Origin of the sequence: Streptomyces sp. NPDC057616, assembly GCF_042800575.1 — a bacterium.
Taxonomy (GTDB): domain Bacteria; phylum Actinomycetota; class Actinomycetes; order Streptomycetales; family Streptomycetaceae; genus Streptomyces.
Genome location: NZ_JBHVGU010000038.1, coordinates 67216 through 89721 on the forward strand (window position 1 = coordinate 67216; position 22506 = coordinate 89721).

22 protein-coding genes and 5 tRNA genes are annotated in these 22506 nt (G+C 72.7%); 8 read left to right on the forward strand and 19 right to left on the reverse strand.

Annotated features, from left to right (window positions below; all coding sequences use genetic code 11):
* Nucleotides 1-27 precede the first annotated feature (27 nt).
* On the reverse strand, nt 28-849 hold the full coding sequence (locus tag ACFU97_RS36330; protein ID WP_384265029.1) for an aminotransferase class IV: 822 nt from the start codon (nt 847-849) through the stop codon (nt 28-30).
* A complete protein-coding gene (locus tag ACFU97_RS36335) occupies nt 846-1892 on the reverse strand; it encodes a chorismate-binding protein (RefSeq protein WP_384265030.1) in 1047 nt (348 codons plus the stop codon). Before ACFU97_RS36335 ends, ACFU97_RS36330 begins: the two co-directional genes overlap by 4 nt.
* Nucleotides 1893-2070: 178 nt before the next feature.
* Between ACFU97_RS36335 and ACFU97_RS36340 the strand changes: the two genes are divergently transcribed.
* The 5 genes from ACFU97_RS36340 (at nt 2071) to ACFU97_RS36360 (ending at nt 2526) form a co-directional block, all read left to right on the forward strand.
* Nucleotides 2071-2143: transfer RNA gene (locus ACFU97_RS36340), tRNA-Gly, on the forward strand.
* A gap of 39 nt (nt 2144-2182) precedes the next feature.
* Nucleotides 2183-2256, forward strand: a tRNA-Cys gene (locus ACFU97_RS36345).
* 1 nt (nt 2257) lies between these two features.
* Nucleotides 2258-2329, forward strand: a tRNA-Val gene (locus ACFU97_RS36350).
* Between the two features lie 19 nt (nt 2330-2348).
* Nucleotides 2349-2420: transfer RNA gene (locus ACFU97_RS36355), tRNA-Val, on the forward strand.
* Nucleotides 2421-2454: 34 nt separating this feature from the next.
* Nucleotides 2455-2526: transfer RNA gene (locus tag ACFU97_RS36360), tRNA-Val, on the forward strand.
* A 56-nt stretch (nt 2527-2582) separates the two neighbouring features.
* Here ACFU97_RS36360 and ACFU97_RS36365 read toward each other — a convergent pair.
* From ACFU97_RS36365 to ACFU97_RS36380, 4 genes are all read right to left on the reverse strand, one after another.
* Nucleotides 2583-2876 (reverse strand): zf-TFIIB domain-containing protein, encoded by a 294-nt coding sequence (locus ACFU97_RS36365; RefSeq protein ID WP_384265031.1) that lies wholly within the window; start codon nt 2874-2876, stop codon nt 2583-2585.
* An 80-nt stretch (nt 2877-2956) separates the two neighbouring features.
* Nucleotides 2957-3901, reverse strand: a complete 945-nt coding sequence (locus tag ACFU97_RS36370; RefSeq protein WP_384265033.1) for a phosphotransferase family protein — start codon at nt 3899-3901, stop codon at nt 2957-2959.
* Between the two features lie 237 nt (nt 3902-4138).
* Complete coding sequence (locus tag ACFU97_RS36375) at nt 4139-4333, reverse strand: hypothetical protein (protein ID WP_384265034.1); 195 nt, start codon at nt 4331-4333, stop codon at nt 4139-4141.
* 198 nt (nt 4334-4531) lie between these two features.
* The gene (locus tag ACFU97_RS36380; protein WP_123963928.1) at nt 4532-4807 is read right to left on the reverse strand and encodes a hypothetical protein; all 276 of its coding nucleotides are present in this window, start codon (nt 4805-4807) and stop codon (nt 4532-4534) included.
* 196 nt (nt 4808-5003) lie between these two features.
* Here ACFU97_RS36380 and ACFU97_RS36385 point away from each other — a divergent pair, with 196 nt between their 5' ends.
* On the forward strand, nt 5004-6371 hold the full coding sequence (locus ACFU97_RS36385) for a protein kinase (RefSeq protein ID WP_384265067.1): 1368 nt from the start codon (nt 5004-5006) through the stop codon (nt 6369-6371).
* A 20-nt stretch (nt 6372-6391) separates the two neighbouring features.
* On the opposite strand, the gene ACFU97_RS36390 is transcribed toward ACFU97_RS36385, so the two are convergent.
* The 10 genes from ACFU97_RS36390 to ACFU97_RS36435 form a co-directional block, all read right to left on the reverse strand.
* Entirely contained in the window at nt 6392-6784 is a 393-nt protein-coding gene (locus ACFU97_RS36390; protein WP_384265036.1) for an NUDIX domain-containing protein, read from the reverse strand.
* A gap of 8 nt (nt 6785-6792) precedes the next feature.
* Nucleotides 6793-7614, reverse strand: a complete 822-nt coding sequence (locus ACFU97_RS36395) for a TrmH family RNA methyltransferase (protein WP_384265037.1) — start codon at nt 7612-7614, stop codon at nt 6793-6795.
* A 64-nt stretch (nt 7615-7678) separates the two neighbouring features.
* Nucleotides 7679-8911, reverse strand: coding sequence for a uroporphyrinogen-III C-methyltransferase (gene cobA / locus ACFU97_RS36400; protein ID WP_384265038.1), 1233 nt, complete (start codon nt 8909-8911; stop codon nt 7679-7681).
* 139 nt (nt 8912-9050) lie between these two features.
* A complete protein-coding gene (gene cobT / locus ACFU97_RS36405; RefSeq protein WP_384265040.1) occupies nt 9051-13031 on the reverse strand; it encodes a nicotinate-nucleotide--dimethylbenzimidazole phosphoribosyltransferase in 3981 nt (1326 codons plus the stop codon).
* A gap of 391 nt (nt 13032-13422) precedes the next feature.
* The gene (gene cbiE / locus ACFU97_RS36410) at nt 13423-14634 is read right to left on the reverse strand and encodes a precorrin-6y C5,15-methyltransferase (decarboxylating) subunit CbiE (RefSeq protein ID WP_384265041.1); all 1212 of its coding nucleotides are present in this window, start codon (nt 14632-14634) and stop codon (nt 13423-13425) included.
* A 126-nt stretch (nt 14635-14760) separates the two neighbouring features.
* Nucleotides 14761-15399, reverse strand: coding sequence for a GNAT family N-acetyltransferase (locus ACFU97_RS36415; RefSeq protein WP_384265042.1), 639 nt, complete (start codon nt 15397-15399; stop codon nt 14761-14763).
* A 130-nt stretch (nt 15400-15529) separates the two neighbouring features.
* The gene (locus ACFU97_RS36420) at nt 15530-16366 is read right to left on the reverse strand and encodes a MetQ/NlpA family ABC transporter substrate-binding protein (RefSeq protein WP_384265043.1); all 837 of its coding nucleotides are present in this window, start codon (nt 16364-16366) and stop codon (nt 15530-15532) included.
* Between the two features lie 66 nt (nt 16367-16432).
* Nucleotides 16433-17170 (reverse strand): methionine ABC transporter permease, encoded by a 738-nt coding sequence (locus ACFU97_RS36425; RefSeq protein ID WP_384265044.1) that lies wholly within the window; start codon nt 17168-17170, stop codon nt 16433-16435.
* Nucleotides 17167-18210: a methionine ABC transporter ATP-binding protein gene (locus ACFU97_RS36430; RefSeq protein ID WP_384265045.1), complete on the reverse strand. Its 1044-nt coding sequence runs from the start codon at nt 18208-18210 to the stop codon at nt 17167-17169. Before ACFU97_RS36430 ends, ACFU97_RS36425 begins: the two co-directional genes overlap by 4 nt.
* A gap of 319 nt (nt 18211-18529) precedes the next feature.
* Nucleotides 18530-19180, reverse strand: coding sequence for an HAD family hydrolase (locus tag ACFU97_RS36435; protein WP_384265047.1), 651 nt, complete (start codon nt 19178-19180; stop codon nt 18530-18532).
* A gap of 69 nt (nt 19181-19249) precedes the next feature.
* Between ACFU97_RS36435 and ACFU97_RS36440 the strand changes: the two genes are divergently transcribed.
* Both ACFU97_RS36440 and ACFU97_RS36445 read left to right on the forward strand, forming a co-directional pair.
* Nucleotides 19250-19609 carry a hypothetical protein gene (locus ACFU97_RS36440; RefSeq protein WP_384265048.1) on the forward strand — a complete coding sequence of 120 codons (360 nt, stop codon included), beginning with the start codon at nt 19250-19252 and terminating at the stop codon, nt 19607-19609.
* Nucleotides 19590-20042, forward strand: coding sequence for a hypothetical protein (locus tag ACFU97_RS36445; RefSeq protein WP_384265049.1), 453 nt, complete (start codon nt 19590-19592; stop codon nt 20040-20042). Before ACFU97_RS36440 ends, ACFU97_RS36445 begins: the two co-directional genes overlap by 20 nt.
* Here the strand turns inward: ACFU97_RS36445 and ACFU97_RS36450 are convergent.
* From ACFU97_RS36450 to ACFU97_RS36460, 3 genes are all read right to left on the reverse strand, one after another.
* Nucleotides 20032-20529 (reverse strand): GNAT family N-acetyltransferase, encoded by a 498-nt coding sequence (locus ACFU97_RS36450; RefSeq protein WP_384265050.1) that lies wholly within the window; start codon nt 20527-20529, stop codon nt 20032-20034. The two genes, ACFU97_RS36445 and ACFU97_RS36450, sit on opposite strands and share 11 nt — an antisense overlap.
* Nucleotides 20530-20573: 44 nt before the next feature.
* Nucleotides 20574-21080 (reverse strand): RNA polymerase sigma factor, encoded by a 507-nt coding sequence (locus tag ACFU97_RS36455; RefSeq protein ID WP_384265052.1) that lies wholly within the window; start codon nt 21078-21080, stop codon nt 20574-20576.
* A 75-nt stretch (nt 21081-21155) separates the two neighbouring features.
* Entirely contained in the window at nt 21156-22316 is a 1161-nt protein-coding gene (locus tag ACFU97_RS36460; protein WP_384265054.1) for a glycerophosphodiester phosphodiesterase, read from the reverse strand.
* Nucleotides 22317-22506 lie beyond the last annotated feature (190 nt).

Sequence of the window (22506 nt, forward strand, 5' to 3'; positions counted from 1 at the left end):
CTCGTGTCAGCCTGTTTTCCCGGCCGCTCACGGATCTTGGTCGTGCCCGGACATCTCGGCGAAGGTCCGCATGGCCTTGGCGGTCACCGGGCCCGGCGCGCCGGGCAGTTCGCGTTCGTCCACGCGGTGCACGGCCTGGATGTCGCGCAGCGAGGAGGTGAGGAAGACCTCGTCGGCGCGCTCCAGGACGTCCAGCGGCAGGTCGGTCTCCTTGGCGCCGGTCCACTCGGCCACCAGTGCGCGCGTGATGCCCGCGAGGCAGCCGGAGGCGACCGGCGGGGTGTGGATCTCACCGTCGAGCACCACGAAGACGTTGGAGCCGGTGCCCTCGCAGAGCTGCCCGACCGTGTTCGCGAACAGGGCCTCGGACGCGCCGTGTTGGTGGGCCCGCGCGAGGGCGACGACGTTCTCGGCGTACGAGGTCGTCTTCAGGCCGGCCAGTGCGCCGCGTTCGTTGCGCGTCCACGGGACCGTGATCACCGCGGTCGAGTCGGGGCGGCGGGTGGCCTCGCCCAGCGCCACGACCAGCGTCGGGCCGTGCTCGCCGCGGTCGGAGCCGAGGGGGCCGTGGCCGCCGGTGTAGGTGATGCGCAGCCGGCCGAAGGCCGTCGGGTTGGCCTCCAGGACGGCCGCGCAGGCCCGCCGGATCTCCTCGTGGTCGGGGTCGGGCAGGCCGAGGCCGCGCGCGGAGCGGGTGAGCCGGTCGAGGTGCCGGGTCAGCGCGAACGGTGTGCCGTCCACCGCCTTCACGGTCTCGAAGATGCCGTCGCCCACGGTGAGCCCGTGGTCGAAGACGGAGACGCGGGCGGTCCCGATGTCCTGCAGCCCGCCGTCGAGCCAGATCTTCACGTCGTGATTCCCTCTCCACTCACCGCATACGTCCCCGACGCTACCGCGAGCAGCCGGGCCGCCTTCAGCTCGGTCTCCCGCCACTCGGCCTCGGGGTCGGAGCCCCAGGTGATGCCGGCCCCGGTGCCGAAGCGCAGCACACCCTGCGCGCGGTCGATCCAGAAGGTACGGATGCCGACGGCCAGCTCGGCGGTTCCCCGGTCGGCGTCGACCCAGCCGATGCCGCCGCAGTACGGGCCGCGCGGCGCGGTCTCCAGGGCGTCGATGATCCGCAGGGCGCTGGACTTGGGGGCGCCGGTGACCGAACCGGGCGGGAAGGCCGCGTCGAGCAGCTCCGGCCAGCCCGCGCCCTCGCCGAGCTCGCCGTGGACGGTGGAGACGAGGTGGACGAGCCCCGGGTGCTTCTCCACGGCGCACAGGTCGGGGACGGTGACGCTGCCGGTCGCGCAGACCCGCCCGATGTCGTTGCGGACCAGATCCACGATCATCACGTTCTCGGCGTAGTCCTTGTCCAGCAGGTCGGCCTCGGTGCGCCCGGTGCCCTTGATCGGCCCGGACTCGACGACGCGGCCCGCGCGCCGCAGGAAGAGCTCGGGCGAGGCCGTGGCTATCTCGACGCCGTGCCCGGGCAGCCGGATCGTTCCTGCGTACGGCGCCGGGTTGCCGCGCGCCAGCACGGCGGTCAGGGCGTCCACGTCGGCGTCGGCCGGCACGGGCGCGGAGAGCACCCGGCAGAGGTTCGCCTGGTAGACCTCGCCGGCCGCGATGTGCTCGCGGATGCGGCGCACGCCGGCCGTGTACGCCGCGCGGTCGAGCGAGGACGTCCAGTCACCGGTGGCCGGTCCCCGCCACCGTCCCGGCACCGGCGCGGGCACCGGCTCCTCCCGGACGTCCCGGAAGCGGGCGCAGGTCAGCGTGCCCTCGAAGTCCGCCACGACGGCCCAGAAGCCGGTGGAGTCGAGGGCGGCGGGATCGCCGGTGACGTCGAGGAGCCCGGTGGCGACGCGGTCGCCGAAGCGGGCGAGAGGGGGCAGGTCGAGCACGCAGACGAGTCTAGGGCGGGTGTCGTGAACGTGACCCGGCCATGACCGTCCGGGGACCCCCGCCACCTCCCTGAGCAGGTGCAGGGCATCACGCTGCGCAAACGCGTTTTTGTACTGGCCCCGGAATCCGCTAGAGTTCACCACGTCGCCGGGACGCGCAAGCGGACCGAAACGACAGGCGGACGTAGCTCAGTTGGTAGAGCGCAACCTTGCCAAGGTTGAGGTCGCGAGTTCGAGCCTCGTCGTCCGCTCGAAGGAATCGAGGGGATCTTCCCGACCCCCGCACTCCTGGTGGAGTGGCCGAGAGGCGAGGCAACGGCCTGCAAAGCCGTCTACACGGGTTCAAATCCCGTCTCCACCTCCAAGGACGATTAGCTCAGCGGGAGAGCGCTTCCCTGACACGGAAGAGGTCACTGGTTCAATCCCAGTATCGTCCACCGGATCTTCGGATCCCCCGCGCGATTAGCTCAGCGGGAGAGCGCTTCCCTGACACGGAAGAGGTCACTGGTTCAATCCCAGTATCGCGCACGCAGCACCCACGACCTGCGGGTCGTGGTCCCGAGGACGATTAGCTCAGCGGGAGAGCGCTTCCCTGACACGGAAGAGGTCACTGGTTCAATCCCAGTATCGTCCACACACCGAAGCCCCCGGCCGTCTCGTACGGCCGGGGGCTTCTTCGTCGTCCGGCGGTCAGCTGGAGAACAGCATGTGGCCGAAGCTCTTGTGACGGTGGTGGCCGCCGTGGTGGCCGCCGTAGTGCCCGCCGCCGTGCTGGGCGCCCCAGGCGGGCGCGTGCGGGGCCGGGTACGCCTGCGGGGCACCCGGGGGCGGCGGCGCGGGCTGGGACCACTGACCCTCCAGGCGGGTCAGCGCCTCCAGCTCGCCGTAGTCCAGGAAGATCCCTCGGCAACCGCTGCACTGCTCGATCTGAACACCGTTGCGGTTGTACGTGTGCATCGGCGCATGGCACTTCGGACACTGCATGGTCGGCTCAACTCCTCGCCGGTCGGTCCTGCTTCGTGTTACGCCAGGACAGACTCTGTCCGGCTGCGGTCGGTTGCACCTTACTTCGCACGAGCCGGACTCAACTCCGGTAGGAGGGAGGCCATTCGGGCACATGCGTCGATCACGGACACTTCGACCTCGTCGAGGGAACGGTCCTCCGTCACCGCCTTGGCGACGGCGCGGGCGGCCGTCTGCACGGTGAGGGCACGGGCCGGGACGTCCAGGGCGGGCCAGGGGTCGCCGTCGGCGGGGACGGCCGGGCCGCCGGCCGCGCGGTAGGCGGCGAGGAAGCGGGCCCATGCCTCGGGCTCGAGGAGGCCGCAGGCGTACCAGGCGGCAGGGCGGGCCAGGTCCCAGGCCGGGACGCCGGTGCCGAGGTCGTCGACGTCGATGAGCAGCCAGGGGCCGTCGGGAGCGGGATGGCGGACGAGCTGGCCGAGGTGGAGGTCGCCGTGGCAGAGGGTGGTGGTGTCCGGCATGGGGGCCTCCCCGCGCGCCCACGCGGGGAGCGTGGACCAGGCGCGCAGGACCGGGGGCGTGCCGGGGTGGTCGGCAGCCGCCGTGCTGAGCCGCTCGATGGCCCGGGCAGCCTTGGCCGGACCCCGCATCGGGGGCAGGGGGACCGGCGCCGGGGTGCGGTGCAGGCGGGCGAGGAGGGTGGCCGCGGGCTCCCAGGGGGCGGCGTCCGGGGCGTCGGGGTCCACAGGGGCGCCGTAGGGCCAGAACGTGACGAGGCGGCCGTGCGGGTCCAGCTCGACGGGGGCCGGGCCGAGCGGGGGCAGGAGGATGCCCGGGAGGCGGGTGGCCGTGGTGAGGCGCGGGACGAGACGGGAGAGGTCCGTGCCGGGGGCGTGGGCCTTGGCGACGGTGTCCGCGTGGCGGACGACGGTGGCGTCCGGGCGGTGGGCGAGGGTGGTCCCCCCGCAGGGGCAGTCGGTGGTGCGCGCGTGTGCTGCGGCCTTGGCTCTGGCGCTGAGGTCCGAGAGCAAGGGGGGTGTGGACACGGGGCTCCCTGGGGGCGGTACGGGGTCTCCCGCGAGGGTACGGCGCGCGGCGCGGTGAGGAAGCGGGGTCCGCGGAGTGGGGCTCCGCACGGAGGGAAAACGGATGCGGACACGGCAATGCCGGCGCAGCTCCCCAGCTGCACCGGCATTTTTGCCGTCCGCCGCACCCCCGTCCCCACGGGGTTTCATGGGTGGATGTCCCCGCCCGGACCGCTCTTCCGGGCCTGGGGTCGCCGCTCAGCGCCCCAGCATCACGCCCACGGACGACGCTTGTGTGGCCACTGTCTCCCAGCCGTCGAAGACGAAGAAGAGCAGGGCCGCCAGGGGGAGGACCATGAGGGTCGCCACCAGCGGGTGGCGGCGGCCCGTGCGACGGCGGAACGCGAAGCGCTCCTCGGTGCGGATCAGCGTCCGCGGTGCCGTGTGGGCCATGGTCCCTCTCCTGACCGATCTCGGTTGTCGTTGGCAGCGGCGGGTGTCTGACCTCGGGGGACGAGTGCTGCACCCGCCGCTTGACCTCAAATCTAGGCGTCCGGGCCTTGCCGCACGTCATGCCCTCGTACCGATTGCCGGGCCTCCCCGAGGATGAGCAATGACCTGCTGTGTACTCCCCTGGGTGGAGACGTGGACCTAGGTCTCAGGGTCTTCCCGGAGGGGGCGCCCGGTGTGCCCCGCCTTTTCCGAGCTGTCCTCCCTGGGGATGGGCTGCTCGACCAGGGCGAGGACCCGGTTCGCCATGAACCGGGCCGTACGGACGACGGAGCCACTGCGGGTGACTTCGCTCACTTCCACGACGCCCCGGCGCACCGCCGTCTCCACCCTGCGGCCCGCTCTGCTCGCCACCACCTCGTACGTGCGGGTCGTGTCCCCCGCGTCCACCACTATCTCCACGCGATCACCCTTCACGGGTTCAATCCCCCTTCGTCGGTGGGTGGTTGGGATCATGACAGGGGCAAAGTCCCCCAGTTCAGGCGCTCCCTGACCACCCTTCAATTTTCGCACCCGGCACTGACAATCCGCCGGGCCGAGAGGGCGCGGCCTCTGCGCGCGGGCGGCCGTGGAAACGTAAGCTGTGCCACGTCACACGGACCGGGCAGCGGGGATGAACATGGCGATGATGCGCCTGAGGCGCGAGGACCCGCGCGTCGTCGGCTCGTTCAGGCTTCACAGGCGGCTCGGCGCGGGCGGGATGGGCGTCGTCTACCTGGGCTCCGACAAGAAGGGGCAGCGTGTCGCACTGAAGGTCATCCGGCCGGATCTGGCGGAGGACCAGGAGTTTCGGTCGCGGTTCGCACGTGAGGTCTCGGCGGCCCGGCGGATCAGGGGTGGATGCACGGCGCGGCTCGTCGCCGCCGACCTGGAGGCGGACCGGCCGTGGTTCGCCACGCAGTACGTGCCCGGGCCCTCGCTGCACGACAAGGTGGCCGACGGGGGGCCGCTCGGCGCGGCCGACGTCGCGGCCGTGGGCGCCGCCCTGTCCGAGGGGCTCGTCGCCGTGCACGAGGCGGGGGTCGTGCACCGGGATCTGAAGCCGTCCAACATCCTGCTGTCCCCGAAGGGGCCGCGGATCATCGACTTCGGCATCGCCTGGGCCACCGGGGCCTCCACGCTCACGCACGTCGGCACGGCCGTCGGCTCGCCGGGCTTCCTCGCGCCGGAGCAGGTGCGCGGGGCCGCCGTCACGCCCGCCACGGACGTCTTCTCGCTCGGTGCGACGCTGGCGTACGCCGCCATGGCCGACTCGCCCTTCGGGCACGGCAGTTCCGAGGTGATGCTGTACCGCGTCGTCCACGAGGAGGCGCAGCTGCACGGCGTGCCGGACGCGCTGGCCCCGCTGCTGCGCGCCTGTCTCGCCAAGGACCCCGAGGAGCGGCCCAGCACGCTCCAGCTGTCGCTGCGGCTCAAGGAGATCGCCGCCCGCGAGACGCAGGGGCCGGCCGACCCGCGTCCGCCCGCGCCGCGCGCCGGTGAGGCGGACCGGCCCACGGGACGGCTCGCCGACACCTACCCGGAGCCGCAGCGCGAGCACCGCCGCCCGCAGGGCACGCAGGGCGGTCCGCCGTCCCGGGGCACGTCGACCGGTTCGCGCGGGCCCTCGCCCGCGCGGGGCGGGGCCGCTCCCTCCCGCGGCGGCGCTCCGCGCGGCGGCCCGGCGTCCCAGCGCTCGGGCTCCCGGCCCACGCCCTCCTCGCGGAACCCGAACCGGCCGGCGACCGGCAGCCGGCCCGCGCCGCGCAGCGGTACCGGCCGGCCGGGGCCCAGGACCACGGGGACGGGGCGGCGTCCCGCCAATCCGCGGCTGCTGCGGCAGCGGCTCTTCGTGTTCGTCGTCGTGACGCTGCTCGTGGCGCTGGCCATCGCCGCGGCCCAGGGCTGCCAGGGGCCGTCGCGGGGACTCGGCGGTGACCGCGGGGTCGTACGGGAGCAGCACCATCAGCAGCGTGTGGAGCCGGGAGCCCTGGCGGAGTAGCCGGACGGCGCCTTACGGCGTCACAGGCTCGGCAGGATCCGTTCGAAGAACTCCCGATCGCCCTCGAAGACCGGGTCCAGGGCCAGGAACTCCTCCGGCGTGACCCAGCGGGCCTCGGCCACCTCGACGGGGTCGGGCACCACCTCGCCACGGTCCGCGTCCGCCGTCCACCAGTGGAGGCGGAAGAGGCCGTCGTCGGTCTCCGACTCCCAGACCTTGGCGCCCGCGCAGACGGTGAGGCCCACCTCCTCGAAGACCTCGCGCACCACGGCCTCTTCCTGGGTCTCCCCCGGTTCGACCTTGCCGCTGAGGGGCTGCCAGTAACCGGGGCGCAAGACGCTCGGACCACGCCGGATCGCCAGCACCCGGCCGGCCCGGCGCAGTACCGCGACGATCGCCTCGCGCTGCTCCACCCGGGCCGCTACAGCGCCTCGGGGCGGCCGGTGGCCACCGCGTAGAAGGCCACGGCGGCGGCCGCGCCCACGTTCAGGGAGTCCACGCCGTGGGACATCGGGATGCGGACCCACTCGTCGGCGGCGACCAGGGCCTGGGTGGACAGTCCGTCGCCCTCCGCGCCCAGCATCAGCGCGACCCGGTCCATCTTGTGCGGGGCGGCCTCGTCGAGCGACTTCGCCTTCTCGTCCGGGGTGAGCGCGAGGAGGGAGAAGCCCGCCTCGCGGACCGACTCCAGGCTTCTGGGCCAGGAGTCGAGACGGGCGTACGGCACGGAGAAGACGGCGCCCATCGAGACCTTGACGCTGCGGCGGTAGAGCGGGTCGGCGCAGTCCGGGGAGAGAAGGACCGCGTCCATGCCGAGGGCGGCGGCGGAGCGGAAGATCGCGCCGATGTTGGTGTGGTCGTTGACCGACTCCATGACCACGACCCGGCGGGTCGTCTGCAGGAGTTCGGCCGCCGTCGGCAGCGGCTTGCGCTGCATGGAGGCGAGCGCGCCGCGGTGCACGTGGTAGCCGGTGACCTGCTCGGCGAGCTCCGGGCTGACCGCGTACACCGGGGCCGGGAGCTCGTCGATGACGTCGCGCATGACGTCGACCCACTTCGCGGACAGCAGCATCGAGCGCATCTCGTACCCGGCGCCCTTGGCGCGGCGGATGACCTTCTCGCCCTCCGCGATGAACAGGCCCTCGGCGGGTTCGCGCTTGCGGCGCAACTCGACGTCGGTCAGGCCCGTGTAGTCACGCAGGCGCGGGTCGTCGGGATCCTCGACGGTGATGAGATCGGCCACAGGGTGATACTGCCTTGTCCTGGGTGTGGTGCCAACGGCTGGAACCGGGTTGGGTTACCCGGGGTTACTCGACGGGGCGCGGGCCCACGCCGACGACCTCGCCGATGACGATGACCGACGGGGCCTTCACCTCGTGGGTGCGCACCGCCTCGGCGATCGTGGCGAGCGTCGCGTCGACCCGGCGCTGGCCGGCCGTCGTGCCCTCCTGGACCGCGGCGACCGGGGTGTCCGGGGACTTGCCGTGCGCGACGAGGGTCTCGGCGACCTTCCCGATCGTGCCGACGCCCATGAGGATGACGAGGGTGCCGGTCAGCTTGGCGAGCGACGGCCAGTCGACCAGGGAGCGCTCGTCGTCGGGGGCGATGTGCCCGCTGACCACCGTGAACTCGTGCGCCACGCCCCGGTGGGTGACCGGGATGCCGGCCGCGCCCGGCACCGAGATGGAGCTGGAGATGCCCGGCACGACGGTGCAGGGGATGCCGGCCTCGGCGAGCGCCTGGACCTCCTCCATCCCGCGGCCGTAGACGAAGGGGTCGCCGCCCTTCAGCCGGACCACCGACTTCCCCTGCTTGGCGTGCTCGATCAGGGCGTTGTTGATGGCCTCCTGGGCCATGAAGCGGCCGTAGGGCAGCTTCGCCGCGTCGATGACCTCGACGCTCGCGGGCAGTTCGGCCAGCAGGTCGCGGGGGCCCAGGTGGTCGGTGATGACCACGTCGGCCTCGGCGAGCAGCCGGCGGCCGCGGACCGTGATCAGGTCCGGGTCGCCGGGGCCGCCGCCGACGAGGGCGACGCCCGGGGTGCGGGTGCGGTGGTGCGGGGCGACCAGGCTGCCGTCGCGCAGGCCCTCGACGACCGCGTCGCGGATGGCGGCGGTGTGGCGGGGGTCGCGGCCTCGGGCGCGGCTGGTGAGGACGGCGATCGTCACGCCCTCGCTGGTGCCGGTGGCCGGGGTCCAGGCGGTGGCCGCGTCGGCGTCGTCGGAGCGCACGCACCAGACGCGGTGGCGCTCGGCCTCCGCGGAGGCGGCGGTGTTGGCCTCGTGGTCGCTGGTGGCGATCAGGGCGTACCAGGCGTCCGCCAGGTCGCCGTCGGCGTACGGGCGCCGCAGCCAGGTGAACTCGCCGGCGTCCGCCATCGCCTCGACCGACGGGGTGGCCTCGGGAGAGACGAGGAGGACGTCCGCGCCCGCCGCGATCAGGGCCGGGAGCCGGCGCTGGGCGACCTGGCCGCCGCCGAGGACGACCACTTTGCGGCCGGTCAGGCGGAGGCCTACGGGATAGGCGGGGTGTTCGGCCATGAGGTGCGGCTCCTCGTCCTGGCTGTGCGATGGGCGCTACGGCGCTGGAGCAGCCCTGACGTGCGGATTTTAGAGGTGGGTTCAGCGTACGGCCGGGGCGGGGTGCACGCAGGGGTGCGTTTCCCGCCCCGGTCCGGGACTACTTCTCGGTGACGCCCGCCGAGTCGAACGTCGCCACCTCGTGCATGGCCCGTGCCGTGCTCTGCACCAGCGGCAGGGCGAGGAGCGCGCCCGTGCCCTCGCCGAGGCGGAGGTCGAGGTCGACCAGCGGGCGCAGGCCCAGCTTGTTCAGCGCCGCCACATGGCCGGGCTCTGCGCTGCGGTGGCCGGCGATGCAGGCCGCCAGGACCTCGGGGGCGATCGCGCGGGCCACCAGCGCGGCGGCGCCGGCGCTGACGCCGTCCAGGATCACCGGCGTGCGCAGGGAGGCGCCGCCGAGGAGCAGGCCGACCATCGCGGCGTGCTCGAAGCCACCGATAGCGGCCAGCACGCCGATGGGGTCGGCCGGGTCCGGCTGGTGGACCTCGATGGCGCGGCGCACGACCTCGGTCTTGCGGGCCAGCGTCTCGTCGTTGATGCCGGTGCCGCGGCCGGTCACCTCGGCCGGGTCGGTGTCCGTGAACACCGAGATCAGCGCGGCGGACGCGGTGGTGTTGGCGATGCCCATCTCGCCCGTCAGCAGCGCCTTGTTGCCGGCCGCCACCAGGTCGCGGGCCGTCTCGATGCCGACCTCGATGGCCTGCTTGGCCTCCTCGCGGGTCATCGCGGGACCGGTGGTCATGTCGGAGGTGCCCGCGCGGACCTTGCGGGGCAGCAGGCCGGGGGTGGCCGGGAGGTCGGTGGCGACGCCGACGTCCACGACGCAGACCTCGGCGCCCACCTGACCGGCGAACGCGTTGCAGACCGCGCCGCCGCCGAGGAAGTTGGCGACCATCTGGGCCGTCACCTCCTGCGGCCAGGGGGTGACGCCCTGGGCGTGCACGCCGTGGTCGCCGGCGAAGATCGCGACGGCCGCGGGCTCCGGGATCGGCGGCGGGCACTGCCGCGAGAGCCCGGACAGCTGCGCGGAGATGATCTCCAGCATGCCGAGCGCGCCGGCCGGCTTGGTCATGCGCTTCTGCCGCTCCCAGGCCTCGCCGAGCGCCTTGGCGTCCAGCGGGCGGATCTGGGCGACGGTCTCGGCGAGCAGGTCGTGCGGCTCCTCGCCGGGCAGAGCGCGGCGGCCGTACGTCTCCTCGTGGACCACCCACGACAGCGGGCGGCGCTTGGACCAGCCGGCCTGCATCAGCTCGGGCTCGTCAGGGAACTCGTCGACGTATCCCACGCACAGGTAGGCGATGACCTCGAGGTGCTCGGGCAGGCCGAGGGAGCGGACCATCTCCCGCTCGTCGAAGAAGCTGACCCAGCCGACGCCCAGGCCCTCGGCGCGGGCGGCGAGCCAGAGGTTCTCGACGGCGAGCGCGGCGGAGTAGGGCGCCATCTGCGGCTGGGTGTGCCGGCCGAGGGTGTGGCGGCCGCCGCGCGTCGGGTCGGCGGTGACGACGATGTTCACCGGGGTGTCGAGGATGGCCTCGATCTTCAGTTCCTTGAACTGCTTCGCGCGGCCCTTGGGCAGGGACTTGGCGTACGCGTCGCGCTGGCGCATGGCCAGTTCGTGCATGCTGCGCCGGGTGTCGGCGGAGCGGATGACGACGAAGTCCCAGGGCTGGGAGTGGCCGACGGACGGGGCGGTGTGCGCGGCCTCCAGGACGCGCAGCAGCACCTCGTGCGGGATCGGGTCGCTGCGGAAGCCGTTGCGGATGTCGCGGCGCTCGCGCATGACCTTCAGCACGGCCTCGCGCTCGGCGTCGTCGTAGGCGGGCGCGGCCGGGCCGGTGGACTGCGGTTCCTCTGCCACGGCGGCCGTGCCCTCCTCCTCCTGGTCTGCGGCCCTGGTGTCCAGGTCCTCGGCGTTCTGTACGAGTCCGGAGTCGGCCTCGCGCGGAGCCGGGACCACGGCGACCGGCTCCGGCGCCTGCCCGTCCTCCACGGGAAGGATCAGGGCGTGCGGCGGGGTCGGGGCGAGGTGCGGGGTGGTCGGCACGGTGCCGTCGACCGGCACGAACTGTCCGGTGGGCTCGGCCACGACCGGCGGCTGGAGGGTGTCCGGACCGGCGGCGGCGTCGGTCTGCGCGGCCGGAGCCTCCGCCGGTGCATCGGCCTCGGCCTCGGCGAGGCGCGGCTGCTCCGCCGGGACGCCGGCGTCGGCCGGGGCGGTCGCCTCCGGGGCCGGTTGCGCGGGGAGCGCGGCGAGGGCCTGGTCCAGCGCGTTCAAGGGCGGTGTACCGGCGGTCGACGGCGCGTCCGCTTCCGGCACGGACGGGACCTGGTCCTCAAGCGCGGGACCGGGCGCGGCAGTTGCGTCCACGGCCGGGGCGGCGGGCTGGTCGGCGGGGAGGTTCGCGGAGGGGGCCATGGAGAGGTCCGTGGACGGGTCCGCGAGCGGGGCGGGCGCGGCCTGCGCGACCTGTTCGGTCTCCGCGGGCGGTACGGGCTCGGCGAGCGCGGGCGGGGCTGTGTCGAGAGGGGCGCCCTCTGCGGCGTGACCGGCGTCGGGGACCGGACCGGCGTCGACGGCCTGACCGGCGGCGGGGGCCACCGTCTCGGGGGCCTGCGCGGCCTCGGGCGCGAGGGTGTGCGGCAGAGGTGTGGCCTCCGGCGCGACGGCGTGCGGGAGTTGGGCGGGCTCGGGCGTGAGCGTCCCGGGCAGCTGCTCGTTCTCCGGCAGCCCGGGCTGCGCGAACCGCGCGCCTTCGGGCGCCACCGCGACCGGGGCGGCCGCGTCCGGCTCGGCGACCGGAGCACCGGCCTCGGCGAGGGGCGCGACACCCTCGGCGTACGCCGCCTCAGGGGCCGGGACGGCCTCGGGCACCGGGACCGTTCCGTGAGCGGGGGTGGCGTCCTGCAGAGCTGCGCCGTCATGGGCCGCCACGCCCTCGGGAGCGGGTCCGGCCTCCGGGGCGGGTACAGGGGCGAGACCCTGGTCCGCGCCGTCGGCTCCGTCCGCCTGCGCCACGGACGCGCCCTGGGCGGCGGGTTCGCTCCCGGGCATCTGTGCCTCGGGCGCGGGCGGCTGCCCGCCGTCCGCCGGGAATCCGACGAACTCACCGGAAGAACCGTGCGCGTTCTCCGCGGGGATCATTCCTGGAGCCGCATGACCGTTCTCGGCGGGCAGGCCACCGGCGACGACGCCACCGTCCACCGGCAGTCCACCCGCGGCCACGAGTCCGCCGTCCACGGGAAGCCCGCCCGCGGCCGCGAGCCCACCGTCCATCGGCACGTCGCCCGCGGGGAGCCCGCCGACCTGCCCGGCCTGACCAGCCTGACCGACCTGCTGTCCGGCTTCCGCGGCGGACACGCCCACCGGGATCTGCCCGGACTCCGGGGTGTACGCCGCCGCGACGGCGTGGGCCGCCTCCGGGCCGTGGGCCACGCCCGCTGCGGGGGTCGCCTGCGGCTCGGGCACGCCCGCGTGGCCGGGTACCGCCTGCGCGCCGTGGGCGAGTTCGGGCTCCGGGGTCTGCGCCGCCGGAACAACCGTTTCGGCAGCCGGTGCCTGCGCGCTCACCGGTACCTGCACCGCGGCCTGGGCCGGGGCGCCCCAGGGCGCTCCGCCCTGCGGTGCCGTCTCGCGCAGCTGGGGTGCCTCGAAGTACTCGGGACCGGTCGTCGGCGGGCCGGACGGGCGCACGGGCGCGCCCGCGGGACCGCGGTCGGCGAGCGAGCGGACCGGGCTGGCCGACGCGTCGGGGATCGGCGGGCCGAGGTGCAGCGGGCGGCGCGCCGTCGGCGGCGCCGGGTTGGGCAGGCGGACGCCGTTCAGGTCCACCGAGCCGCTGTCGCGGCCGCCGGCCTCGTGGGCGCCGGGCTCGTGCACGGTCTCCACGACCGGCTCCGGGGCGGGCGGGGCGACCTCGTTGCCCCACGGGCTCTGCGCGCCCGGCAGCAGCAGAAGGTCGTCGTCCTCCGCGGTCGTCTCGGAGAGGTAGGTGTACGCGCCGTGCGGGGGGACGCCCGGCTGCTCCACCGTGCCTGCGCTCTCCGGCAGTCCTTCGCCCGGGACCTGGCCGGTGTCGGTCATGCGTACCCCTCGCCCATCGGTTAGTGCTTGTCGGTCCAGCTCTTCGGGAACGGCGCACCGACCGCCCCCGCAGTGAAGAACGAGCGTCCGTGCCCAGCGGCACGAACGACCCGCCCGGAAAAGGCGACAAAGCCATTCAGTGGCATTGTCCCGGTCGTTCCGCCGTCACGACAGCTTGATCCGTGACGGTCCGCTGTGGACTGCGCCACGTTGCGCGTCCTCCGGTTCTGCCGTACCACACCCGCCCCAAAAGGGGCGCGTTTTCCGGACATTGGCGAACGAAAAGCGGGCCACCCGGTGCGGTGCAACGGTCGGCCAGCCTACCGCGAGCGATACGACTACAGGATCACCGGTAGGGCGGAAAACAGGATCACTGGGACGGCGCCCGGGTTCACGTTGTGCGCTCCGGTAGCACCCCGCCGAGCAGGAACGCCACGCTCCGCTCCTTCTCCGTCCAGGCGCGGGTGTCGAGTTCGACGGACTGCAGCAGCGCGCACTCGACCTCGTAGCCGTGCTCCGTCAGGTCCCGGCCGATCAGTTCGGCCTCGTCGCGGGTCGCGGCGTGCGTGACGATGCGCTGCGGACGGCGGTCGGCGACGGCGGAGACCACGGCCGCTCCCCCACCGCCGACGCGGACCACGTCGGGCTCGGGGAGGTTCTCCAGGACGTGCGGGGCCTCGCCCTGGACGACCTGGAGCTGGACCCCGAACGTGCGGGCGTTGGACTCGGTGCGCTCGCAGGCTCGCGGGTCGCTGTCGACGGCGATGACGCCGGCGCCCGCCCGTGCGGCCTCCGTGGCGAAGGCGCCGCTGCCGCAGCCGATGTCCCACAGGAGGTCGCCCACGCGCGGGCCGAGCCGGGCGAGTTGGGCCGCGCGCAGCGGCTCCAGCTCGCCTTCGCCCATGAGACCGCCGTAGGACTCGGCGGACAGGGTCCAGCCGCGCGGTCCGGCGCTCGGGTCGCGGCCGGCGATCCAGTCGGGGCCGTCCGCGACGGGGGCCGTGCCGCCGACCACGATGACGACGTTCGGGTCGCGCCAGGTGTGGTCGGCGGCCTTGTCGGAGGTGACGACGGTGACCTGTTCGCGTTCGGTGCCGAGTTCCTCGCAGATGACGAAGGTGCGGTGGACGCCCTCCATGAGCAGGCCGAGTTCGGCGGGTCCGGCACCGGGTGAGGTGAGGACGGCGACCTTGGTGTGGGCGCGGCACACATTCACCGCGCGTCGCAGGGTGCGGCGATGTGCGACCACCACCAGGGCGTCGTCCCAGGGCATCCCGGCTCGCGCGAACGCCGCGGCCACGGAGGAGACGGCGGGGACCACTTCGACCTCGAGGCCGAACTCGGGTGCACGCAGCGTCCGCACGACACCGAAGAACGCGGGGTCGCCGTCGGCCAGCACCACCGCGGTGCCGCGGTGCCCGGTGATCCGGCGGGCGGCGAGGGCGACGCTGCCGAGGCGGATGCGCTCGGCGTTCGCCGGCACCTCGGGAAGCGCCAGGTGATGGGCGGCGCCGGCCACGAGTGTGGCGGCGCCCAGAGCCGAGCGGGCGGCGGCGGTCAGCGGCGAGCCGTCCCAGCCGATCACGGTGACGCGGTCGGCCATCGTCGTCAGTCTCCAGGGGGTCTGCGCAGGTCGTCGGAGGCGGCCCGGGCGGGCTTGGTGAGGGTACCTGGTGAAGCCGGCGGGGACGTCCGGCGGTGTACCCGTCCGCTCCTGATCGGTCTTCGTTCAGTTCCAGTCGGGGAAGGTCGTGAAACCCCCGGGGTCGGCGAGTTGCTCGCCGGCGCCGTCGAGATCCTCGGGCAGCAGACTCCAGACGATGTAGTCGGTGCGTACGTCGCTCCAGGTGCCGTCGTCGGCGCGGACGTGCGCTATGCAGGCGCCCCGCAGGACGCCCTCGCTGATGCAGCCGATCTTCTGCGCGACCTGCTGGGAGGCGGTGTTGTCGGCCGCCGTGCGCAGTTCGATGCGCTCGAACTTCTGGTCGCCGAGCAGCCATTGGGCGGTGGCGAGCGCCGCCTCCGAGGCGTAGCCCTCGCCGCGCGCCCAGGGTGCCACGATGTACGACATCTCGGTGGACCGGACATGCCAGTCGGTCTTGGCGAGCTGGACGACGCCGACCAGGCGCTGGGTGAGGAACTCGGCGACCGCGAAGTCGAGTCCGCGGCCGGCGACGCGCTCCGCGGGCGCGTGGTCGAGGATCCAGGTGCGGGCCCGGTCCTCGGTGTAGGGCTGGGGGACGTCCGTCCAGGCGCCGACCTGCTCGTCGTTCATCATCTCGGCCAGTGCGGGCACGTCGTCCTCGTCGAGGGGCCGCAGCACCAACCGCTCCGTGCTGATGGAGATGTTGGGGAAGGTGCTAGTCATGCGCCGCTCCGTAACCTTCGGAAAACCTTCAGGGCCTGCTGAACTGCCCAGCATGCAGCATGAAACCACTGAACCGCACGACGGGGTCCACTCGCGGTGAGCGAGTAAACCCCGTGCGTGGTGATACGCCTCAGAAGGACGGGATGACCGAACCCTGGTACTTGTCCTCGATGAACTTCTTGACCTCGGGCGAGGTGAGGAGCTTGGCGAGCTTCTTCACCCGCGGGTCCTTCTCGTTGCCCTTCTTCACCGCGAGGAAGTTGCCGTAGGGGCTGTTCTTCGCGGACTCCAGGACGAGGGCGTCCTTGGCGGGCTTGATCCCGGCGGAGATGGCGTAGTTGCCGTTGACGACCGCGGCGTCCACGTCGTCCAGGGAGCGCGCGGTCTGGGCCGCCTCGACCTCCTTGAACTTGAGGTTCCTGGGGTTCTTGGCGATGTCCTGCGGGGTCGCCTCGGTGCCCGCGCCGGCCTTGAGTGTGATGAGGCCGTTCGCGGCGAGCAGCTTCAGGGCGCGCGCCTCGTTGACCGCGTCGTTCGGGACCGCGACCGTCGCACCGCTCTTCAGCTCGTCGGCCTTCTTGACCTTGTGGGAGTAGAGGCCGAGCGGCTCCAGGTGGACCGTGACGACGGGCACGATGTGGGTGCCGCGCTTCTTGTTGAAGTCGTCGAGGTACGGCTGGTTCTGGAAGTAGTTGGCGTCCACCGAGCCGTCCTCGGTCGCGGTGTTCGGGACGATGTAGTCCTGGAACTCCTTGACCTCCAGGTCGAGACCCGCCTTCTTCGCCAGGTTCTTCTTGACGAAGTTCAGGATCTCGGCGTGCGGGGTGGGGCTCGCGGCGACGACCAGCGGGCCGCTGTAGTCGGCGGAGCTCGCGGTGGATTCGGAGCCGGAGCCGCAGGCGGTGAGCCCGAAGGTGAGGGCTCCGGCGGCGAGGACGGCGGTGGTGAGCTTTGCGGTGTTACGCACGAAAAGTGCCTTTCCTTAAGGATGGAGCGGCCCCGCGGTGGGTGGTGCGGGGAGTCTGTGAAGGGGTTACGCGGCCTTGCCGACGCCGGCTGCCGCGGGCTCCTTGGGCTTGAGCAGGCGGAGCCTGGGCGCCACGCCGGAGTGCCCGCCGCGCCGGTGCAGCGAGCGCGCCGCGAAGTCGCCGGCGAACTGGATGAGCGAGATGACGACGGCGAGGATCGCCACGGTGATCCACATCAGCTCGGTCTCGAAGCGCTGGTAGCCGTAGCGGATGGCGATGTCGCCGAGTCCGCCGGCGCCGACCGTGCCGGCCATCGCGGAGTAGCCGATGAGGGCCACGATCGTCGTCGTGGTGCTGGCGATCAGCGAGGGCAGGGCCTCGGGCACCAGGACCTTGCGCACGATCGTCCAGGTGTTGCCGCCCATCGACTGCACGGCCTCGACCAGCCCGCCGTCCACTTCGCGGACAGCCGTCTCGACCAGGCGCGCGAAGAAGGGGATCGCGCCGATGGCGAGCGGCACGATGGCGGCCTCGCGGCCGATGGTCGTCCCGGTGATCGAGCGCGTGAAGCCCATGAGCGCGACCATGAGGATGATGAACGGCATCGAGCGGGCGATGTTCACGACCTGCCCGATGACCTTGTTGGCGAGGACGTTCTGCAGCATCCCGCCGCGGTCCGTGAGGACGAGCAGGATGCCGAGCGGGAGCCCGCCGACGACGGCGATCAGCGTGGACCAGCCGACCATGTAGAGGGTGTCCCAACACGCCTGGGACAGCAGCGGCTGCATCTCCGACCAACTCACTTGGCGCCCTCCTTCACCAGCAGGGGCTGCTCGTCCGAAGCGCCCACGACATCGATCTGCAGCCCCTGCTCGCGCAGGAAGCCGATCGGCACGACGTTGTCCTCGTAGCGGCCGGGCAGTTCGATGCGCATCCGGCCGACCTGGAGTCCGCCGACGGTGTCGATGGCGGCGCCGAGGATCGATATGTCGATGTTGTAGGTGCGCGAGAGCTGCGAGATGACGGGCTGGGTCGCGGCCTCGCCCTGGAAGGTGACGTCGACGACCGTGCGGTCCGCCCCGGTGGCCTCGCCGCCGACCGGGAAGAGCGCACCGGCCAGTTCGGAGCCGGGGGTGGCGAGCAGTTCGCTCACGGTGCCGGACTCGACGATGCGGCCGTTCTCCATCAGCGCCGCCGAGTCGCAGATCGACTTCACGACGTCCATCTCGTGCGTGATGAGCAGGACGGTCAGGCCCAGCTGCCGGTTCAGGTCGCGCAGCAGCTGGAGGATCGAGCGGGTGGTCTCCGGGTCGAGGGCGCTGGTGGCCTCGTCGGAGAGCAGCACCTTGGGGTCGCCGGCCAGCGCGCGGGCTATGCCGACGCGCTGCTTCTGGCCGCCGGAGAGCTGGGCGGGGTAGGCCTTCGCCTGGTCGGCGAGGCCGACGAGGTCCAGCAGCTCCAGCGCCTTGCGCGAGCGCTCCCGGCCGGAGGTGCCGAGGATCTCCAGCGGCAGCTCGACGTTGTCCTGGACCGTGCGCGAGGCCAGCAGGTTGAAGTGCTGGAAGACCATGCCGATACGGCTGCGCGCCCGGCGCAGCTCCCGGCCGGCGCGGGGCCCGCGCCCCGCGAGGGCGGTGAGGTCCTGCCCGGCGACGGTCACCGTGCCGGCGGTGGGCCGCTCCAGCAGGTTGACGCAGCGGATGAGCGAGGACTTGCCGGCGCCGGACTGGCCGATGACGCCGTACACCTCCCCTTCGCGGACGTGCAGATCGACGCCGTCGAGGGCGGTGACCTCACGGCCGCGCGAGCGGTAGACCTTGGTCAGGCCCGATGTGGTGATCACTGGGGTTTCCGTCACTGTCGAGTACGCGGGCGTGGGTGTGCCCGGGTACGGAGAGAGGATGTGCGCGGGGCATCTGGATCGCGTACGGCACACGGCCTACGGACATGCCACGGCGGCTCGCTTCGGGGCGCGAGGCTCGGGGGGTTGGTGCAGGGGCCCTCTAGAAGGCGCACATTCGACACATACAACGAGCACCGGGCGTCATGGTCGCCTCGGTCGCAAGCGTGCGGCAGCTCGTCGTGGTCATGCGATCAGTAAACCAGACCTACGGTCCTTACCGGCCGCCGCCGTCCGCATCGTGGACAGCGGCGGACACCCGTCAGCGGCGGACGGAGATCTCCACTCCCCCGTCGGTGACCAGCGCGGACAGGGCCGAGAGGTCGTCGACCACCAGGTCGGCGTCCAGTTCGTGGGCCTGGTGCGTTGTGGCCAAGGCCACGGTGGTCATGCCGGCGGCGCGGCCGGCCGTGAGACCCGCCGGCGCGTCCTCGAAGACGACGCAGCGGGCCGGGTCGACGCCGAGGGCGCGGGCGGCGAGGAGGTAGGGCTCGGGGTCGGGCTTGCCGCGGGTGATGTCGTCGGCGGCGACCAGCATCTTGGGCAGGATGCCGACGGCGGCGAGCCGGGCCTCGGCCAGGCGCCGGGTGGCGGAGGTGACGACGGCCCAGCGGTCGGCGGGCAGCGCGTCCAGGAGGGCCCGGGTGCCGGGCAGCAGGTGGACGCCGTCGTTCGGCACGTCCTCCACCTCCAGCTGCTCGACGCGCGCGACGGCCTCGGGCACCACGTGGGCGGGCAGCAGGTCGGCGGCTATCTCCACGGCGGGCCGTCCGTGCAGCTCGACGCGGGCGAACTCATCGGCGGTGATGCCGTACTCCTCGGCCCAGCGGGTCCAGCAGCGGTGGACGGAGTCGAGGGAGGAGACGAGGGTGCCGTCGTTGTCGAACAGGAGGGCTTGTGCGTGGATCTTCATGCTCCCGACCCTACGGTGCAGGGCGGGGGCGACGGCATCGGGCCATTTACGCCGTAATAAAGTCACGGCATGTTTGATGTCCTGACGCTGGTGACCGGCGTCGCCGCGCTGCTGCTCGCCGTCTGGTGCGGCTGGGCCGCCTACCGCGACCAGCCGACCAAGGACTGGCACTTCATCGGCATGGCCGTGGTGTCGGTGCTGGCCCTCGTGCAGCTGGTGATCGGGATCGTCCGGCTGGCGCGGGGCGAGAAGCCGGATCAGGGCACGACGATCTTCGTGGCGTATCTGCTGGGCGCCTTCGCGTGCGTGCCGGCCGCGGGGTTCATGTCGCTGGCGGAGCGCACCCGTTGGGGCTCCGTGACGGTCGCCGCGGGCGGTGTGGTGCTCGCCGTGCTCGAGGTGCGGCTCTATGACATCTGGGGAGGCTGAGGTGGCCGTGACCGAGGAGAAGCAGAAGCCGGCGAGGACCCGTCTGATCAGCGGGCCGGGCATGCTGCTGGTCTGGTTCTACGGCGTGATGGTCGTCGGGGCCGTGTCGCGCTCCGTCTACCAGATCGCGACGGACTTCGACCGGGCGCCGCTCGCCTACTCGCTGTCCGCGGTGGCCGGCGTCGTCTACGGCTTCATCACGTACACCCTGGTGCGCGGCGGCGAGACGGCCCGCAAGGCGGCACAGGTGTGCTGCGCCGCCGAGCTCGCGGGCGTGCTGATCGTCGGGACCTGGACGCTGGTCGAACCGTCGGCCTTCCCGGACGCGACGGTCTGGTCCGACTACGGCATGGGGTACGTCTTCATCCCCGTCCTGCTGCCGCTGTCGGCCCTGTACTGGCTGCGCCGGTCGCGCCGGCCGGTCACGCCGTAGCCGCGTACGTCCCCGCCGTCTTCTCCAGGACGATCATGGGCACGCCGTCGTTGCCCTGCGACGTGCCCACCGCCTCGTAGCCCACCTTGCGGTACAGACGCAGGTTGCCCTCGCTGCGGTGGCCGGTGTGCAGGCGGAAGAGCTTCGCGCCGCGCTCCTCCGCGAGCGCCGACTCGGCCGCGCGCAGCAGCCGCGCGCCGATGCCGTGGCCCTGCAGGCGGGGGTGGACGCAGAGCTTGCCGATGGAGGCGGAGCCGTCCTCGGTGACCCGGCCGCGCACCGAGCCGACGACCTCCTCGCCGAGCCGGGCGACGTAGACGCAGTCCGCGACCACCTCCTGGCGGAGCGAGTCGAGGCTCTGCACGAGCGGGTCGATGCGGTAGTTGCCGTACAGCGCCGCCTCGCTCTGGAAGCACAGGTACTGGAGCTTGAAGATCTGCTCCGCATCCTGCTCGGTCGCCACCGAGATGGTCACGCTCATGCCCATGTGCGCACGCCTCCCGCTCACCTGATCGCCGGTCGTAAACACTCCTATCCCCACGGTTCGTGCGCCGCAACCTCCGGTGTGAGCAAACGACGGAGACAACCCAGGCATCTGGAACGTTCCGGGCCGAGACTTCCCTGTGAGATACCCAACTCCCCCGCGATTTCCCGGTATGTCAGGTCCTTCGGGGACAGCAGCGCCTCCAGCAGCCTCGGGCAGCGGCCGGGCAGCCGGCGGACCGCGGCGCGCAGGGCGCGCCGGCGGGCGGCCGCGAGGGCCAGGTGCTCGGGTTCGCGGTCGGGGTCGTCGACCGGCTCGCCGGCGTACGGCCGCTCGAAGTGGGTCGTACGGCGGCTGCGGCGGGCCTCGGAGCGGACGGCGCTGCGCAGCCAGCCGTGCGGGTCGCGCGGCGGGCCGTCGGCCTCGAGGTGCTCCAGGAGGCGGAGCCAGACCGCCTGTTCCAGGTCGCCCGGCTCGGCTCCGGAGGCGTGCGCCTCCGCGGAGGCCTCGGCGGTGAGCAGCGGGCGCAGGGTGGTGACGAGGTCGTGCGTCATGTGCGACACGACGCGGCCGCCCGGGCGGCGGGTTGCCCGGGCGGACGGCGAATCACCCCAACCGGGGTTCCCGGCTCAGCCGTTGACGAAGTCCTCGCGGGCCAGCACGCCGGTGTCCGCGTTGTCGGTGAAGACGCCGTCGATGCCGGTCGCGAAGTACGTCCTGAAGGCGCCGAAGGCGTCGCCGTACCCGTCGGGGTCGCTGCCCTTGCGGAACTCCGCGGGCAGGAACGGGTTCTCGTTGCGCATCGTGTACGGGTGCAGGATCAGCCCGACCTTGTGCGCGTCCGCGACGAGCGTGGTGCGCCTGCCGAGGCTGCCGTCGGCGTTCTTCGTGATGACGAGGTCGAGGGTGGGGCCGATGCCCTGCGCGTAACCCGCGATCTCCCGCAGGCCCTTGGGGGTGATCAGGTCCGCGACGGTGCGCGGGTCGCCCGTCTCGACGAAGTCCCAGGGCCGGCTGTCCGCGGCGGACAGCAGGACGACGAGCGGGTTGTCCACGAGCGTGTTCAGCCGCTGGATGCTGGTCGGCTCGAAGGACTGCAGGACGACCGGCGAGTTCCGGCGGTCCTTGCCGTGCTTGCGCAGCAGCTTGGCGACCCGCTCCTCCAGGCCCAGGCCCAGCTTGCGGAAGTAGGTGGGGTGCTTGGTCTCCGGATAGATGAAGACCTGCTTGCCGCGCTTGCGGGTCTGCTCGTCCTGCCACCTGAGGACTTCCTCGAAGGTGGGGATCTCCCAGCGGCCGTTGTAGAGCGTGTTGTGCGGGCGGTTGGCCGGAATGCGCTCGATCGCGCGCAGCGTCTTCAGCTCGGCCAGCGTGAAGTCCTCGGTGAACCAGCCGGTGGTGGCGACACCGTCCAGCACCTTGGTCGTCTTGCGGCCGGCGAACTCGGGGTGGTCGGCGACGTTCGTGGTGCCGCCGATCTCCGGCTCGTGCCGGCAGACCAGATGACCGTCCCTGGTGGGGCACAGGTCGCCGGCCTCGACGATGTCCGCGCCGAGGTCGAGGGCGAGTTCGTAGGACCCGAAGGTGTGCTCCGGGCGATAGCCGCTGGCTCCGCGGTGACCGATGATCGTCGGCCTGGGCAGGCTGTTCAGCCCGCCGCCGGACCGGCCGGCGTCGGCCGCTCTCGCCGTACCGGACAGGCCGAGTACGGCTCCGCCCGCGCCCAGTACCGCCGCGCCGAGGAGCGCACGCCGCCCGGTGCCACCCGTCTGCTCGTCCTGCGATCCCATGAACGCCTCCCCTGATTCGTCGGTTGTGCCGATGCGCGCCGATCGTAGGGGCGTGGACATGACGCGAGGGAGACCATGGCCGGAACACGCGGGTGACCCGAGATGTCGCACGAGAACCAGGGGAACGTGCCTGACCTGGGCGTATGCGATCTCCGTCACATCATGTCGGGCCCGTTACCGGCAGGCACCG

Bases quoted from the DNA above. Each gene is read 5' to 3' on its own strand.
- ACFU97_RS36375 (WP_384265034.1), bottom strand. From the start codon at position 4,333: ATGGCCCACACGGCACCGCGGACGCTGATCCGCACCGAGGAGCGCTTC.
- ACFU97_RS36365 (WP_384265031.1), bottom strand. From the start codon at position 2,876: ATGCAGTGTCCGAAGTGCCATGCGCCGATGCACACGTACAACCGCAAC.
- cbiE (WP_384265041.1), bottom strand. From the start codon at position 14,634: ATGGCCGACCGCGTCACCGTGATCGGCTGGGACGGCTCGCCGCTGACC.
- cobA (WP_384265038.1), bottom strand. From the start codon at position 8,911: ATGGCCGAACACCCCGCCTATCCCGTAGGCCTCCGCCTGACCGGCCGC.
- ACFU97_RS36450 (WP_384265050.1), bottom strand. From the start codon at position 20,529: ATGGGCATGAGCGTGACCATCTCGGTGGCGACCGAGCAGGATGCGGAG.
- ACFU97_RS36445 (WP_384265049.1), top strand. From the start codon at position 19,590: ATGACATCTGGGGAGGCTGAGGTGGCCGTGACCGAGGAGAAGCAGAAG.
- ACFU97_RS36435 (WP_384265047.1), bottom strand. From the start codon at position 19,180: ATGAAGATCCACGCACAAGCCCTCCTGTTCGACAACGACGGCACCCTC.
- ACFU97_RS36385 (WP_384265067.1), top strand. From the start codon at position 5,004: ATGAACATGGCGATGATGCGCCTGAGGCGCGAGGACCCGCGCGTCGTC.
- cobT (WP_384265040.1), bottom strand. From the start codon at position 13,031: ATGACCGACACCGGCCAGGTCCCGGGCGAAGGACTGCCGGAGAGCGCA.
- ACFU97_RS36440 (WP_384265048.1), top strand. From the start codon at position 19,250: ATGTTTGATGTCCTGACGCTGGTGACCGGCGTCGCCGCGCTGCTGCTC.
- ACFU97_RS36415 (WP_384265042.1), bottom strand. From the start codon at position 15,399: ATGACTAGCACCTTCCCCAACATCTCCATCAGCACGGAGCGGTTGGTG.
- ACFU97_RS36455 (WP_384265052.1), bottom strand. From the start codon at position 21,080: ATGACGCACGACCTCGTCACCACCCTGCGCCCGCTGCTCACCGCCGAG.
- ACFU97_RS36460 (WP_384265054.1), bottom strand. From the start codon at position 22,316: ATGGGATCGCAGGACGAGCAGACGGGTGGCACCGGGCGGCGTGCGCTC.